This window comes from Paenibacillus sp. GCM10027630 (assembly GCF_042676305.1).
GTDB lineage: Bacteria > Bacillota > Bacilli > Paenibacillales > NBRC-103111 > Paenibacillus_S.
Map to the genome: position 1 here is coordinate 1 of NZ_JBHTGY010000046.1, position 15,772 is coordinate 15,772.

At 46.3% G+C, this 15,772-nt stretch carries 11 protein-coding genes and 1 pseudogene; 1 reads left to right on the top strand and 11 read right to left on the bottom strand.

The genetic code is table 11. The features are described 5' to 3' along the window. The 5 genes and pseudogenes from ACFQ0C_RS22525 to ACFQ0C_RS22545 form a co-directional block, all read right to left on the bottom strand. A partial coding sequence (locus tag ACFQ0C_RS22525; RefSeq protein ID WP_379369792.1) for a CSLREA domain-containing protein occupies positions 1-2,071 on the bottom strand: 2,071 nt, incomplete at its 3' end. Positions 2,072-2,103: 32 nt separating this feature from the next. Then, a complete protein-coding gene (locus tag ACFQ0C_RS22530; protein WP_379369794.1) occupies positions 2,104-2,634 on the bottom strand; it encodes a phage tail protein in 531 nt (176 codons plus the stop codon). Positions 2,635-2,649: 15 nt separating this feature from the next. After that, the gene (locus ACFQ0C_RS22535; protein ID WP_379369837.1) at positions 2,650-3,174 is read right to left on the bottom strand and encodes a phage tail protein; all 525 of its coding nucleotides are present in this window, start codon (positions 3,172-3,174) and stop codon (positions 2,650-2,652) included. Beyond that, a pseudogene (locus tag ACFQ0C_RS22540) lies at positions 3,160-3,675 on the bottom strand (phage tail protein); the annotation flags it as partial. The gene ACFQ0C_RS22535 and the pseudogene ACFQ0C_RS22540, both read right to left, overlap by 15 nt. A gap of 84 nt (positions 3,676-3,759) precedes the next feature. Then, on the bottom strand, positions 3,760-4,221 hold the full coding sequence (locus tag ACFQ0C_RS22545) for a GNAT family N-acetyltransferase (protein WP_379369796.1): 462 nt from the start codon (positions 4,219-4,221) through the stop codon (positions 3,760-3,762). A gap of 192 nt (positions 4,222-4,413) precedes the next feature. On the opposite strand from ACFQ0C_RS22545, the gene ACFQ0C_RS22550 reads away from it, so the two are divergent. After that, the gene (locus ACFQ0C_RS22550; RefSeq protein WP_379369798.1) at positions 4,414-6,096 is read left to right on the top strand and encodes a PhoX family protein; all 1,683 of its coding nucleotides are present in this window, start codon (positions 4,414-4,416) and stop codon (positions 6,094-6,096) included. A gap of 973 nt (positions 6,097-7,069) precedes the next feature. On the opposite strand, the gene mglC is transcribed toward ACFQ0C_RS22550, so the two are convergent. The 6 genes from mglC to ACFQ0C_RS22580 all read right to left on the bottom strand — a co-directional run bounded on the left by mglC (position 7,070) and on the right by ACFQ0C_RS22580 (position 15,710). After that, on the bottom strand, positions 7,070-8,080 hold the full coding sequence (gene mglC / locus ACFQ0C_RS22555) for a galactose/methyl galactoside ABC transporter permease MglC (RefSeq protein WP_379369800.1): 1,011 nt from the start codon (positions 8,078-8,080) through the stop codon (positions 7,070-7,072). 58 nt (positions 8,081-8,138) lie between these two features. Then, the gene (locus ACFQ0C_RS22560) at positions 8,139-9,656 is read right to left on the bottom strand and encodes a sugar ABC transporter ATP-binding protein (protein WP_379369802.1); all 1,518 of its coding nucleotides are present in this window, start codon (positions 9,654-9,656) and stop codon (positions 8,139-8,141) included. A 348-nt stretch (positions 9,657-10,004) separates the two neighbouring features. Then, a complete protein-coding gene (locus ACFQ0C_RS22565) occupies positions 10,005-11,075 on the bottom strand; it encodes a galactose ABC transporter substrate-binding protein (RefSeq protein WP_379369804.1) in 1,071 nt (356 codons plus the stop codon). 166 nt (positions 11,076-11,241) lie between these two features. Beyond that, the gene (locus ACFQ0C_RS22570) at positions 11,242-12,237 is read right to left on the bottom strand and encodes a substrate-binding domain-containing protein (RefSeq protein WP_379369806.1); all 996 of its coding nucleotides are present in this window, start codon (positions 12,235-12,237) and stop codon (positions 11,242-11,244) included. Then, positions 12,234-14,021 carry a sensor histidine kinase gene (locus ACFQ0C_RS22575; RefSeq protein WP_379369808.1) on the bottom strand — a complete coding sequence of 596 codons (1,788 nt, stop codon included), beginning with the start codon at positions 14,019-14,021 and terminating at the stop codon, positions 12,234-12,236. Before ACFQ0C_RS22575 ends, ACFQ0C_RS22570 begins: the two co-directional genes overlap by 4 nt. A gap of 15 nt (positions 14,022-14,036) precedes the next feature. Next, the gene (locus ACFQ0C_RS22580; RefSeq protein ID WP_379369810.1) at positions 14,037-15,710 is read right to left on the bottom strand and encodes a response regulator transcription factor; all 1,674 of its coding nucleotides are present in this window, start codon (positions 15,708-15,710) and stop codon (positions 14,037-14,039) included. Positions 15,711-15,772: the final 62 nt, after the last annotated feature.

The window sequence follows — 15,772 nt, forward strand, 5'->3', positions numbered from 1 at the left end:
CAGTCACAACACCGCTCGTTGCTCCTGTTCCAGCGTTGGTTACCGCGATCGTGTACTCGGCTCCCGTCTGGCCTTGCCTGAAGTTTCCGATGTGGTTGACCGCTGTGACTAAGTCTGCAACCTGTTCCACTGTGGTCGGATCACTGGCCGCGTTATTCTCACTGCTCACATCGCCTCCACCAGATACCGTTGCACCGCTTGTTAGCGATGCACTTGCATTTGACGAGACACTCATCGTCAACGTAATGGCTGGATAGCTCTGACCTGCCGCCAATGCATCGCTACGCGTACAAATTAGCGTGATGAGATCACATGTCCAACCTGTACCACTTATCGCCGTGGCCTTTAACCCTTCCGGCAACGCTCCGCTCACGGTAACAGTACTGCTTGTCGGCCCCATACCACCATTGGTTACCGTAATCGTGTATGCAGCCCCCGTCTGACCTTGCCTGAAATCGCCGGTATGACTCATAACTACACTTAGATTCGGGTTCTGAGTAATCGTTGTAACGTCGATAGCACTGTTGTTAAAGGTGTTGAGCTCCCCGATGCCAGCTCCAGCGACAACAGCCGTATTCGTAACCGAGGCCGCCGCATCCGCCGCAACATTGACCGTCAACAAGATGACAGGATAACTCTGACCCGCCGCCAACGCCCCATTGCGCGTGCAAGTTAAACTACCCGGATCACAACTCCAACCGGCACCGCTCATTCCTGTGGCAGTTAATCCGGCAGGTAGCGTATCCGTCACCGTTACCGTTCCATTACTACCAACGGCCCCGGCATTCTGTACAGTAAGAGAATAAGTCGCACCTGTCTGCCCCTGCTTAAAACTGTCTGTATGACTGGCAGTCACCTTCAAATCGGGATAATCAGGATTCGCACCTACATCACTGGCAGCGCTGTTTGACAGATTTGTATTGCTTGTAATGGTTGTACCCGTTAAAACAGGTGGTGCATAACCATTGATATATAACCCGCCGCCTCTGCCATAGTTCCCGTTTCCGGCGATAGTAACGCTGTTTAAAGCTACAGCACCATTGTAGAAATCAAGTACAAGCCCGCCGCCATCGCCATCGGCATTATTTCCGCTAATGCCAGTGTTAGTCAACGTTGCAGGCGAATTCAGATATATACCGGCACCTCTGCCTTCTGAATCTGCTCCACGTATCACTGACTTCGCTTTATTACTGGAGATCGTTGAATCGCTTATCGTTATCAGACGAGCTGCTTGTGATTGAGGTATAATTGCAAGCCCGCCGCCTAATCCGAAGGAAGTGTTATTTTCAACGGTTATATAACTGAATTGTAGATTTACATCGCCTTCCACATAGACCCCGCCGCCTTTAGATCTGTAGGGTGGAGTGGTTGTGCCTGCGCTATTGTTACGAATGATGGTATGATCCAGTACTACAGAGCCACCCAATTTCCCGGAGAAGTACATTCCGCCGCCATAACCGTGATTGGATGCGATGTTTTCTTCAATAATACTATTCGCAATGGTTATGGTGCTCGTGCCGGTATCTCCGGCAATACCTCCCCCGCCGTAGCCGTTAATGTCTGGCGCTTTGCCGTTGCGTATGGTCAGCGCCTTGAATGAAACCTGAAATCCAACGTCGTCCAAGCTTGGATTGATCTCAAATACACGATTCGCTGCCGTATTTGGAGTGGCGGCAGCTTGAATAATCGTCTGAGCAGGGTTTCCGTTCACATTCCCGCTTGCGCCTACAATTGAAACATCACCTTTTATCTCCAACTGGCCCAAGCCACTTAGTGTATAGACCCCTATGGGGACTTGAATCGTATCAGAGCCGGGTGACGCATTGCTTTCCTCTATAGCCGCCCGCAACGAACAAGCGCCTGTACTATCAGAACATCCTCCGTTTCCAGGATTGCTGTCTGAAGTATCGTTAGTAGTATTAACGATAAAAGTAGCCGCCGAAGCTTGGAGAGGTACGAATATTGCAAGTAAGAGTGTGAACGCTATAATACTAAAGAATAAACTAAACCATCGAAAAAATATCGGTCTTAGCAGGGCGCTGACAATCGAAGGACGAGATACGACTTCCACATGAACACCCTCCTTTCTATTTAAGTCTATTTCTAACTACGAGGTGGATAAACCCCTTGTAATGCAATAATAAACGTAACCGTTAGATACGGCTGCATATTGTTATGGGGAGCATTGTTTCCCGTCGTTTGAATAGCTTCCGCATTCATTGGAGTAAGCGATGTAGTTCCGCTGGCATAAGCATGTACGGGTCTGCGGCCTTTCACATCCGTCCATAAAGCACCGCTAGGACTCTCTTTGGAACCTGTCGATACACCATACTGTAGCTCATGTTTATGTGCAGGTAGTTCACTAGCAATTAATGGGGCCACTTCCTGACCCCCAGCCTCACCTAAATCATATATTGAAAGTCCTGGTCCTTGCCCTTGATGCATCGGAGCTCGCCCCTGCAGATTAGGAAGCGCAAATGTACTCTTCCCATCACCGCCATAATTGGTGCCAAGCAAAGAAAACAAAGCCGTGTTTTGAGAAATAGGCAGAAGCTGCCCATTACAAATAGCCCAACCACGCGGTGCAAAGTTTCCTGTAAACATACGAATTTCTCCTACAAAAGGATCTGCCATTGGGATACCTCCTTCTTAATCTCGGCTTGGGAAAATCCCTTGTATTGCGGTTATAAAATTCAAAGTAATGTACGGCTGCATGTTGTTATGCGGCTGCGAACCGCCTACAGTTGTAACAACTTGGGAATCTACAGGACTATCAGCTGAAGTGTGATAGGAACTGGCTGCCGTTGTTCCAAAGACATTGCCCGCTGGGGTTGAGGAATTAGCTGCATCCGTCGTTCCTTTGAGTTCATGTGAGTGGGAAGGCATCTCGTTAATCGTTAGCGTGTGGCTCTCTTCCCCACCTTTTTCACCAAGGGTATGTCCCTGACCAACATGTATAGGGGCCCTGCCTCTTAAATCGGGAAGACCAAAGTTGATTTGTCCGTTACCGCCGTAGGTCGTTCCCATTAAGGAGAATAAGGCCTGATTTTGGTTAATAGCCATCAGTTGTCCGTCACAAAAAGCCCAGCCCCCTGGAGCGAAATTAAACGCGACCAATCGAATCTCCGCAAGGAAAGGCTCCGTACCTCCGCCTCCGCCTTGAGAAGGGAATATCCCAAAAAGCGAGATAATAAAACTCACCGCAAGATAAGGCATCATGTTGTTATGCGGTTGGCTGCCTCCGGCATCGGAAACAGCCCCGATTTTCATTGCGGCTTTGGAGCTCACTTGATCGGAAAATTGATTCAGAGTTGACTTCGCCCATACCGCGTTGCCAGGCTTGTTCGTGTTGCCCCAATTGGAATATCCCTTAGCCCCGTGGGTATGTGCAGGAATTTGCTGTACAGTAAGCGTCACTTCTTCGCTGCCCGCGTGTTCACCTAGAGTATGAGCCGATCCACTGCTTGGATTAGTCCCTTGGTGAATGGGAATCCGTCCGCGTAAATCAGGTACAGCAAATGTGCTTTGCCCATCGCCGCCATAAGTCGTTCCTATCAATTGAAAAAGAGCTTCGTTCTCCGATATAGCTAACAATTGCCCACTGCAAAACGCCCAGCCAGCCGGCGCGAAATTCCCGGCAAACATGCGGACCTCTCCCACAAACGGTTGTGCCATAACTATTCCCCTTCCTGCTCTATCGGGATGTTATCCCTGATATGAATTCTCTACCTGTATCTAATAACTATTTCATTGCAAAATTTAGGGGCTCCATTCCATAGTGTGATATACCCCTTGCTCCTCTATAATCCGAAAACCAAGGCGCAGATACAATCGCAAAGCTCTATTGGCGGCCTGCACATTCAATCGAATGGGTTTTCCACAGGCCCTTGCCTCAGATTGCAGCATTAGCAAATACGTCGTTCCGATGCTTTGATTCTGATATTGGGGAAATAACGACAGATCTATTACATAGATGGCATCTGCCCTATCGGCAACTACAACTCGTCCTACCCTGCACCGATCTGCACATACAATACGTATTACCGCATCAGGATGCTGAGTATGAAACATTCGCCGTTGAAATTCAAACTGCATTTGAAGAAACGATTCCTTCTCAGAAGCATTCCAGCCCCAGCTCGTTAGTTCCTCGTATCTTGTGCTAGCATACAGCTCGAACAAAAAAGACTCATCTTCCGGTACGGCCGCAACGAAGCTTAACATAGACGCCTCTTCTCGTAATTTTTCACTATGATAAAGATACCATAGATTATTGAATACATTGTATCCTTTTATTATAAAATATTTGTTTTTTTCGTCATTTATCGTCAAATTTATGGTATCGTAGAATCATCTGTGGGTTTATACAATTATTTTTATTTTACATACATTTTTTTTTACTATGGAGGGTTTGGGATGGATGAAAAGATGAAGTTATCACGCCGCAAATTCCTTGGTTATCTTGGGACAAGCACAGCCTATTTTGCTGCCGCCTCTGTCGGCTTGGGATCATTCGGGGGAAAAGCGGAAGCCGCACAATCAAATCAAGCTTTGTTCGATTTTAAAACAATCAAGGTCTCCAATACCTTCAACCCAACTAAAGAAACAGCCACCGCCAGTGATGATCTCGTTTTATCATCGGGCTTCAAATACGAGGTCATAGCGGCATATGGGGACAAAATCAACGCCAAAGGCGATACATTCGGGTATAACAACAGCTATACTGCCTTTTTCCCAATCGAAGGCTCGAATGTAGAAGGGCTTCTCTGGATCAATCACGAATCCATGAACGAATTATGGCTCGACGGCATTAAACAGAACGAGCAATTGAGCTTGATGCAAAAACAATCGCTATTGTATAACCAAGGCGCTTCCGTCTTGAAGGTTTCCCGCAATGTAAGCGGCGCTTGGAAATTGGATACGGGTTCTGACTATTCCCGCCGTATTACAGGCTTGGATTCCGCAGAATTGACGGGGCCCGCTCGCGGAACAAGCGCAGTTCATAATGCTACAAGGGTTCAAGGTACTTTCGCCAATCGGGCTGGAGGAAAAACATTATGGGGCACGGTTCTTACTTGCGAAAATCAATTTGAAACCACCTGTAGAAGCACTGGCCTTGATCTTACTCATTATGGCTGGGTCGTAGAGGCTGATCCTTTCGATCCGAAAGGAAAGCTTCAGAAGCATACAGCACTAGGACGGTTCCATCACGGCAATACAGCTATGGGACTAACCACAGATGGCAAAGTAGTCGTCTACATGGGGGAAGATGCTGATGATTCATGCGTCTATAAGTTCATCAGCACACATAAATTCGATCCGGCTAGAGGCAAAGCTAATTCCATGCTCTTGAACGAAGGATCGCTTTATGCTGCGAATAAAGTGACTGGGCGTTGGGTGGAGCTGACGATCGAGGCTGTAAAACAATCGCTTGAGGATCTCCAATATGAGGTGCCTGTTGCACTGAATCTGACACGCGAAGCCCTTGCATCCTTATTTAAAGAGCAGGCTGATGTACATGTATACGCTCGTGAAGCTGCTTTGCTATTAGGAGCGACCCCCTCCGACCGCCCTGCTTCGTTAACCATAAGTCCAATCGATCATACCTTGTTCATCTCTTATACAAATAATGACCAGCGCGGAAACCTACATGGTCAAATTATTCGCCTTCTTGAGCAAAATAACAATTTAGGAGCTGCCGAGTTCACTTATGAGATTTTTGCCGTTGGCGGTCCTCAGAGCGGATTTAGCTCACCTGGAAGCCTAAACTTTGATGCAAACGGAAATCTTTGGGTTGTAACGGACATTTCATCCAAAAAGCTCAATAAAGGGGCTTGGGCAGAATTCAAAAACAACGGATTGTACGTGATCCCATCGTCAGGCTTGACTAAGGAAACACGGCAGTTCGCTTCCGCCCCCTATGATGCGGCACTTGACGGCCTAAGCTTTACTCCTGACGAACGGACTTTGTTTATGACCGTTAAGCACCCGGGTGAAACGACCGAGGAGGTAGATGCTCCGACTAGCACTTGGCCACACCGCTTTGGCGACGGTAAACCGCGTTCTGCAGTGGTTGCGGTTAGCGGAGCTTCGTTTTAGAGCTCTTCCCAGCATTAGCGGAAGTAATATTCCGCTATGGCATAAAAAGCACGCAAAACAGAGAAATAACGGAGTTACTACTTCCGTTATTTCTCTGTTTTGTTCTTAGGACTCACCATTCGCCCCACATAGCGGAATTCCAACTTCCGCTATGGTCTTAAATGGGAGGCGGCAGATGAAATAACGGAATTTTCAGTTCCGTTCAGGACCTTTTAAGCACATAGCTGCTTCCCGCTATCCGAATATAAAAGGGGCTGTCCCAAAAGGGTATCAGTGAATGAATCAGAGTCCCAAATTATGAACAAATACGCCTCCAAAACCACTATGTAAGCGGAAATGGAAGCGTCTTTTTTGTAGGGAAATTCCCCTCAGAGTGGGGGGTTTGAACATCCAAAAATGAGTCCGGCCGCTTTTTGGATGTTGCTTAAGTGATGGGGGGAGAAGCGATGTTCAAAGGCTGCTTTCAATCTAGAGGAGACCATGATTTGTCGGGCGGCTGCAGAAGGAAAGAAAATAGATGGAAATTGTAACGCTAATCCAGCGTGGATATTGCCTGAAATCAATCTAACTGGAAAAACTAACTCTACATAGAGGGGATATGGTGGATTTCAGCCAAAATACGTAGAATTAGCATGAGGAATTCCAGCTATAAGACTTGGAACGCTATTTTCGGAGTAACTAACTTGACATTTTCCTGATAATTGCACGAAGTGCGCCAGACTGCCATGCAATGCCGTAACCGAACCATGANACCATGAGCCACGAACCTGATACCCGCGATGAGTACGCGCTGAAAAGCGACCTCATCTTATTCATCACTAAGAATACACAAGAATGTGCAAAAAAGCCTTCAATTATTAATGTGGAATTGAGGGCTCTTTTGCAACCATCTATTCAGGATAAAATGGTGAAGGGGTTGTCTCAAAATGTCTTTTGGGACAGCCCCTTTATCGTCAGCTGTTTAAAGCAGCACTTACTTTTTCGCCAAGTACTTGCGAATATCGAATGCAACGGCTGCAACGATGATCAGGCCTTTAATGATCAGCTGCCAGTAGGGACTAACGCCGATGAAGGTAAGTCCGTAGTTGATAACACCGAAGATCAATACGCCAACCAACACACCCGGTACCGTTCCGATCCCGCCCGCCGTAGACACTCCACCCACTACGCAAGCTGCAATCGCGTCTAGTTCATACATATTCCCGTAGTTGTTTGTTGCCCCTCCGGTTCTCGCTGCTTCCAGCACTCCCCCAAGACCATACAGCGCACCTGCAAAAGCGTAAATTTTCATCAGGTTGCTTTTTACATTAATCCCCGAAACCGTTGCTGCCTGGATATTACCTCCGATAGCGTACATGTATTTGCCAAGCCTCGTTTTGTTAAAAACGATCCACACAACGATGGCTACTATAAGCGCTATAATGACAATATAGGGGATCGAATAAGGCCCATTCGGACCAATAAATCCTGTGCCAAGATTCGTAAAATCTTTTCTAAGACCGGCAATCGGTTGGGATTCGTTAGGCTTCAGGTCGAAATAAATCGAGTTTGCCCCATACACGATAACCATCGTGCCTAAGGTTGCAATGAATGGAGGCACACTTAACCGTGCAACAATCCACCCGTTAAGCAAGCCGATAACCATCCCCGCCAAAATCCCGATTACGATAGGAGCCCATAGCGGTAGATCCGGCATGTCTGGGAAAAAACGCCGTGGATAATCGCTGATTTGCAGCATGGATGCTGATAAAACCGCCGACAGCCCAACGACACGACCTGCTGAAAGGTCCGTACCGCCTGTAATAAGTACAAACGCCATCCCAAGTGCGATGATCGCGCGAGTTGAATTTTGCAGTAAGATATCACGTAAAATATCGACCGAGAGGAACCGCGGGTCCGATACGGCAATTCCTAGCACAAGAACAAACAAAACAATATAGATCGCATACTGCGTTATAAAACTACTGGCACTTTTTGTGTTCATCGAAAACGGCCTCCCTGGGGTATCGTAAGAAACATGCTACTCGTAGAAATCATGATCGCTATGCCATATATTTTGTCGCCAGACGCATAATATGCTCTTCTGTCGCCTCTTTACCATCGATAATACCGGAGAGGCGGCCTTGGCACATCACCATAATGCGGTCTGACATCCCAAGCAGCTCAGGCATTTCAGAGGAGATCATGATAATGCTTTTACCCTGCTTCGCCAGATCGGCAATGATCGAGTAAATCTCAAACTTGGCGCCGACATCAATTCCGCGTGTCGGCTCATCAAGCAGCAATATATCCGGCTCGGTTAGCAGCCAGCGGGCAAGCAGCACTTTCTGCTGGTTTCCTCCGGACAAGTTCTTAATCAATGTTTTGACGGTAGGAGTCTTGGTCCTAAGCTGCTCAACGCCTCTGCTTACCTCAGCTCTGCTTTTCTTTTCATTCAGAAAACCAAGAGGACTTATATACCGGTCCAGGTTGGCAATGACCCCATTCTCATAGACGGACAGAACAGGAAATATTCCCGTCACACGGCGCTCTTCCGTCAGCAAAGCAATTTTATGCTTTTTTGCATCAAGCGAAGATTTAATCCGCACTGTTTTACCGTGAATGCTAATCGCGCCTGAAGCCAATGCTCTTAAGCCGAACAAAGCTTCAATAACCTCGGTCCGCTGCGCTCCCACCAGCCCTCCGATGCCAAGTACTTCTCCCTTGCGAAGCTCGAAGGATACATTCTGGAATGACTTTTCATGCGGTGAGGAGAGTCCTTCAGCTTTCAACAATACAGCTCCTGGAACATTCGTCCGCTCAGGAAAGCGCTGTCCAAGATCCCGTCCTACCATCCGGGTTATGATCAAATCCGTTGTCATCTCAGCAGCCGGCCAGGTTCCTATGAGCTTGCCGTCACGCATGATTGTAACCTCATCCGAAATACGAAGAATTTCCTCCATTTTATGAGAAATATACACAATGGAAACGCCGCGGCTTTTTAGCTGGTCAATAATCTTGAAGAGCGCTTCTACCTCATTTCCTGTAAGAGAGGAGGTCGGCTCATCCATAATAATAACCTTGGAATTGAAGGAAACCGCTTTGGCAATTTCCAAAGATTGCAGCTTGGATACGGACATATTCCCCGCAAGCGTGCTGGGGTTAATATCCATATTCAGCTCTTTAAACAGCTTTTCCGTATTCTCATACATCTTTTTATGATCGATCCATTGTAAAGGCCCGAACCCTTTCGTGGGAAAACGCCCGAGCCAAATATTCTCCATTACATTGCGCTGCGGTACAGGATGGAGCTCTTGATGAATCATGGAAACGCCCAAGTCCAGCGCATCCTTCGAGTTGTTCATCTCCACCTTGCTGCCGTTCAAAAGGATCTCGCCTGCATCCGGCTTATAAATACCGAACAGACACTTCATTAGCGTTGATTTTCCTGCACCATTCTCACCCATTAGGGCATGCACTGTACCAGGCCGAACCTTCAATGTAACATTATCCAGCGCTTTCACACCGGGAAACTCTTTGGAAATTTGATTCATTTCAAGCACATAGCTGCTATCCGTCATGGTAACGCCCCCTGCGTATGTTGATGTATACGCCTCTTTCCTTGTATAGAGATACTTCATTAAAGAGGTATGAAGCTTGAAAAAAAGCAAGGGCACAACGCAGCAACCCTTGCCCCTCGCCTTGTTCTGGCCTTGTTCTTTCTATTCTTACCTTAAATCTAGAAGTACGGTGAACACGTAGCGGAGAGGCTGAGTCGTTCTGTAGAAGCGCTAGCGTTCGCCTTTGTCCCCGGATTTCTACAGCTATAGTTTTTATATAATCAAGGAAATCCGGGGACAACAGCGATCGGAAGAACGATTCAGACTCGTAGCGGCCTACCTTCACCGTACTTCTAGCGACCTCCCCCCTTACTTGGCGTCATTCATATTTTCTTTGGTGATTTTTTTGTAAGGTACCCACACATATTTGCCATCCGTTACTTCGTAACCGGAATTATCTTTATTAGGTGTTTGGCCTGCTGCCAATGCAGCTGCCAGGTTGAGAGTCGCTTTACCTTGGTTTTTCGCATCATTTAATACGGTTCCGAGGAGTGTGCCATCTTCCAATGCTTTCAAGGCAGGTGCTGTTGCGTCAACACCTACAACCGGGATAAATTTATTATCCTTGAAGTAGCCTTTTGCTTTCAAAGCTTCAATTGCGCCGAGCGCCATATCATCGTTGTTAGTAATTACGGCTTCGATTTTATCGCCATGGGCTGCCAGGAAGGCGGCCATTTTCTCCTGGCCTTTTACGCGATCCCACATCGCTGTATCTTCAGCCAACTTCTCCACCTTCATGCCGGAATCCTCAATCGCTTTAATCGAGAACTTGGTGCGCAGCTCTGCATCCTGATGCCCCGGCTCGCCCTTCAACATAACATACTGCAGAACGCCATCCTTGTTCTTGTCGGCTTCCGGATGTGCCTTGAAGTAATCCACTATTAATTGGCCCTCCATCGTACCGGATTGCTCCGCTTTCGCTCCAACATAGTAAACCTTATCCCATTTCTTCATGTCATCAGCCAAAGGCTCGCGGTTAAAAAATACAACCGGAATGTTAGCTGTTTTCGCTTTATCGATGATAACGCCAGCACCTGTGCGGTCTACTGGATTAATAGCAAGCGCATTCACTTTCTTAGTAATAAACAAATCTACCTTGTCGTTCTGTGTAGGCTGAGCATTCTGGCTGTCTACAATATCAACCTGTGCTTTACCCTCGGCTGCTGTGGAAATAGCGTTACGAACCCCCGTCATAAAGGTATCGTCAAATTTATAGATGGCCACGCCTACTACTGGTTTTTTAGCTGCAGCCGGTTGTTCTGTTTTGGCGCCGCCTGCCGCTGCACCCGTGGTAGGAACGGCTGTCTCTGTCTTGGCACCGCAACCTACAATCGTAGTAATTAACGCTGCTGCGATAATTGTGGAAACTATCTTTTTCATGTTATGACCTCCGATTAACTTTTTTATTGTTTCTTTCTTACATCACTTATTATCATGGATATGCTGAAACATTCACATGCAATATTCTCATCTGTTCTATAAATATCCTGCTGTGTTTGATGTGTAAAAAAATAACCCTGCAGCCAAGACTTGCAGGCCGACAAGGTTATTTTACAAATGGGAACAGAAGCTTTTGATTATCCGACCAAAACATGTTTTCCTGGTCAATCACTTTGGTGCCAGTGTCTATAAACTCCGGTATTTTCTTTCCTCCGAGCGCCTCTACTGCATACCTTACACCCAGATAACCCATACTGAATGGATTTTGGATTAAGGTCGCCTGAATAACGCCTTCCTGCAGAAATTCGATATCCTCCGGAGTGTTATCGAATGTAATTACCTTCACCTTTCCAGCCAAACCTAGCTTCTGAATCTCATTAGCCACTCCAAGTGAGGAAATCGCATTTAACGCGATGATTCCATCAATTTTCGAATGCTCTTCAATTATTTTTCTTGTCTGATCGCCACAAAGCTTCTTATCGGAAAAACAATATTCTTTCTTCAGCACTTGAACATCCGGATATTGAGCGATTTCCTCCATCAGCCCCCGTTCGCGCTGGACGGAGTTTCGCGAGTCTTTCCCGTTGCTCATAACCGCAATCCGACTATGATCCCCAGTCAATTCAATCAGCTTGCGCCCCGCCTTTCTCCCCGCGTCATAATTATTTATGCCGATAAAGCTGCGCACCTTGGAGGAGTTTACTTCGGAATCGATCGTTATCACCGGAATTCGTTGGCCCGCTGCTTGTTCAGTTACTTCCGCTAACGCGTTATAATCGTTGGCAGCAAGCACCAGTGCGGCCGTTCCCGCATTTATCGACTCGTTAACTAACGCAATCTGACCGCTGACATCCTCCTCATCCTTAGGCTCCAGTACATTCAGATTGACATTAAATTCTTTGGCAGCAGCCTCTGCACCCATCCGTACGGTTTTCCAGTAATCACCTGTCTGCATTTTGACGACAAGCGCTATATTTTTCTTAGTCTCTGGAGTGGTAACAACCTCTGTCTTCGCTGAGCAAGAAAGGAGGAGGATCAAGCCAATCAGCGCCAGCATACAATAAGCCCTTTTTCTAATCATGTATACCTCCAACGCTCTCATAGCCCTCCCTCCTCACCCTCTTGTTTGATCAGTGGAATCCAGAGTTTTACGGTTGTTCCCTCCTCCAGCTCACTTTCAACCTCCAAACCATAGCTGTAACCATAGCTCAGCTGAATCCGCTCATGAACATTTTTAACACCGACACCAGAGCCTTCATCAGACCTCACACTACCCGTCAAAAGCTGCTTCAGCTTCCCCTCCGGAATCCCCAGTCCATCATCACGAACCTCAAACAGCAGCTTGCCATGAACAATACGTGCCGATATGGAAATATGCCCCGGGTCCGCCATCATTTCGATTCCGTGATAGATCGCATTTTCCACAAGCGGCTGTAAAATCAGCTTTAACGTATAGCAGGACAGCGCCTCTTCATCTGCTGAAATTTCGTACTCAAATTTATTTTTGTATCGAATTTTCTGAATCACTAAATAATTGCGGATATGCTCCAATTCTTCTTGAACCGTAATGATATGCTTACCCCGGCTGAGTGATATGCGAAAAAACTTCGACAAGGAGGTGATCATTGTAATGACATCCTCGCTTTTACCACTGCCTGCCATCCGAACGACCGAGTTTAAAGTGTTGTACAGAAAGTGCGGATTAATTTGTGACTGAAGCACCTCCAGCTCGCTTTTCCGCTTCGCTTCCTGTTCATGAACACTTTGCTCCATCAGCTGCCGGATACGGGCGACCATGAAATTGAAGCGACGGGACAGCCTTCCGACCTCGTCATCCCCGCGTACAGCAGTATGAATATCGAACTCGCCTTGCTCCACCTTACGCATCGATTTCTCAAGCCGTTTGATGGGCTGTGAAATTTTGGCCGACATAAATGCGGAAATCAGCAGTACAAACAGCAGCACTATCAGCAGCAGCCAGGAAATGAACCAGCCAATCTCTTTGCGTGTTGTAACAATTTCGTCCATATAGGAGACGCCAATAATTTTCCAGCCGATATTGTTTACCGTCTTAATCGTTATCAGCTTCTTCTCCCCGCTGGATTCCTCCAAATAGCTGCCATATGTATATTTCAACGCTTGCTCTACATTCTCATACTTCAATCCTATGTAAATGAGCTGCTGCTGCGGATGGTAAATCATATTTCCCGCTGATTCATCAATAATATAGACATATCCCTTTTTCCCCAGATTTACCCTGCTGCACAGATCATCTATCGTCTTAAAATTGACATCTATCATGACAACCGCTTGAATCGTTTCGTTATTGCGAGTGATCGTAATGCCTTTGCTCATGGAAACAACCCAAGTATATTGGCCCTTGTATAAATTCTGAATATGCGGAAGCGAAAAAGAGAGATGGTTGGGATTCTCCAGCGCGTTCTTGAACCAGCTTTGCTCTGTCAATTTAGTGTTGCTGCGCATTTCTTTCATTGGCAATCCGGTAACAAGCTCTCCTTGACTAGTAAATAACGCCATTGAAACAATATCTTGACGCGTATCCATAATCGTATTCAGCTGCTCAACCAATTTGTCGTTAGGGATGCCCTCACTTCTACGAATCTTCTCATCAGCCAGCTCGAACACTTCAGTCATGCCTTTTAAATAGATGTCCAGATTATAGCTAACTTGCTCCACAATCTGTTGGTTGCTTAGAAATGTATTCTGTTCAGCGGTCTGTGAGAACTTATTGTACAAAATGACACTAACACACAGCATCACCAAAATAGTGATCAAAGTAAAAGACGCCGTCAAAATAAACTGAATGCTTTTGCCTCTCCACGTGTTCAAAAGGCGAGTCAGCCATTTTCTTAGACTGAATAGCATCGTGTATCGCCTCCATTAACCATCTCTGGAGCTGCTTCGATATTCTTTGGGCGACACGCCGACATGCTTCCTGAAGGAAAAGCTGAAATAGTTCGGTTCTGAATAACCAACCCGCTCCGCTATGTCCAATGTCCTCAGATCTGTCGTTCGCAGCAATTCCTTGGCTGCTTCCATCCGGATTTGCATCAAATAACCTACAAACGTCATCTTCGTTTCCTTCTTGAAAATGCCGCTAAAATAGCCCGTGCTAATATGTAAATACTGGCACACCTTGGTGATGGATATATCGCTTTCCTGAAAATTCAACCGCGTATACTCCTTAGCCTTGTCCACTAAAGATTTATATGCGGACTGCCGATCACTGACAATATTATTCATTAATTTGCTGCAAAGTCCTGTTATCCATTGCTTGGCTTCCTGCAGATTCGTAAATTGATTAACTTCCGCAAATGGATTGAAATCGCTGCCTAATGTCGCATCGAGATCAATATCTGCGGCTTTGGCAGCCTTCAGTATGGCAGTTAATATTTCTAACAAATAAATCTGGTAATCCTTAATAGAAACCTGCGTGTCCGCGATCCCATGGAACAGATCCTCGATAATTTCTCTTAGCTCCTGAAGTGTGCCGACCTTGATACAGCGGATTAGCGCATGCTCCTTTAACTCATCAAAGCGAAGCTTCTCCACAAACCTTTTCTCTACATCATCGATGCAAATCACCCGGTTGTTGCCAAGAATAAGCCTATAATCCAATGCAAAAATCGCATCCTTATGCGAATAGCTAATATTGGTAATATCCTCAGTTACCGTACCGACACCTAGCGTAACGGTAAATTTCAAATATTTTTCTATATTTTGGCGAATCTCATCAAGAATGGCTAACGTTCTTTTCATCACTGACTCGCGATCTGCATCGCCATCAACAGTTAGTAATACGATGTAATCATGATGGAGGAAAACCAATCCTTGGTTAACCCTATTAAATATTTCCTCGGAAATATTTAATACCGCAAACCATTTGAGCTCATTATCCTTCGAGTACTTCAAGGATTGTGAGGCAGCTTGATTACGAGCTTGCGCTTGCTGCTGATTATTAGCGGAGTCCTCCTGCCATTCAGGATTGTCGATGCTAAGTACAGACAGAAGAAAGCTGCGTCCCTGCAAATTCACGTTATAGTTCAGAGACTTTTCCTCAATTTCCGATCCTCTTAATCTCCGATTAATTAGTGAAGCAAGAAATACCTCGCGAAGGACCGGCAGGCTTTGTCGGTAATGCTCCTGCAGAGCTTGGACATTTTCCTTCTGCGCCATTTCTTCATCTAACAGCAGCTTGATCTTGATTAATGCATGGATAAGCTCTTCGGCTGAAAACGGTTTCAAAACATATTCGTCTATATGCATTTTGACAGCTTTTTGCGCGTATTCGAATTCATCAAAGCCAGTCAAAATAATAATCTTGGTGGTTGGATACTTATCCCTGATCCATTCCGACAGCTGCATCCCGTCCATAAAGGGCATTTTGATATCCGTCACTACGACATCCGGCAGCCATCTTTCGATCATATCCAACGCTTCTTTACCATTCTCCGCCTTGTCCACGACCTCGAACCCATACTGCGCCCAGTCGATCTCCTGTACGACGCTTTCCCTGACATCTTCTTCATCTTCCACCAATATTAGCTTGTACATCCATTGAACCTCCTGATCGGGCAGCAGATAGGAATCGATCGGCCACTTGTTTGTGATATTAA

Bases quoted from the DNA above. Each gene is read 5' to 3' on its own strand.
- ACFQ0C_RS22550 (WP_379369798.1), top strand. From the start codon at position 4,414: ATGGATGAAAAGATGAAGTTATCACGCCGCAAATTCCTTGGTTATCTT.
- ACFQ0C_RS22530 (WP_379369794.1), bottom strand. From the start codon at position 2,634: ATGGCAGATCCTTTTGTAGGAGAAATTCGTATGTTTACAGGAAACTTT.
- ACFQ0C_RS22570 (WP_379369806.1), bottom strand. From the start codon at position 12,237: ATGAGAGCGTTGGAGGTATACATGATTAGAAAAAGGGCTTATTGTATG.
- ACFQ0C_RS22580 (WP_379369810.1), bottom strand. From the start codon at position 15,710: ATGTACAAGCTAATATTGGTGGAAGATGAAGAAGATGTCAGGGAAAGC.
- ACFQ0C_RS22560 (WP_379369802.1), bottom strand. From the start codon at position 9,656: ATGACGGATAGCAGCTATGTGCTTGAAATGAATCAAATTTCCAAAGAG.
- ACFQ0C_RS22565 (WP_379369804.1), bottom strand. From the start codon at position 11,075: ATGAAAAAGATAGTTTCCACAATTATCGCAGCAGCGTTAATTACTACG.
- mglC (WP_379369800.1), bottom strand. From the start codon at position 8,080: ATGAACACAAAAAGTGCCAGTAGTTTTATAACGCAGTATGCGATCTAT.
- ACFQ0C_RS22545 (WP_379369796.1), bottom strand. From the start codon at position 4,221: ATGTTAAGCTTCGTTGCGGCCGTACCGGAAGATGAGTCTTTTTTGTTC.
- ACFQ0C_RS22575 (WP_379369808.1), bottom strand. From the start codon at position 14,021: ATGCTATTCAGTCTAAGAAAATGGCTGACTCGCCTTTTGAACACGTGG.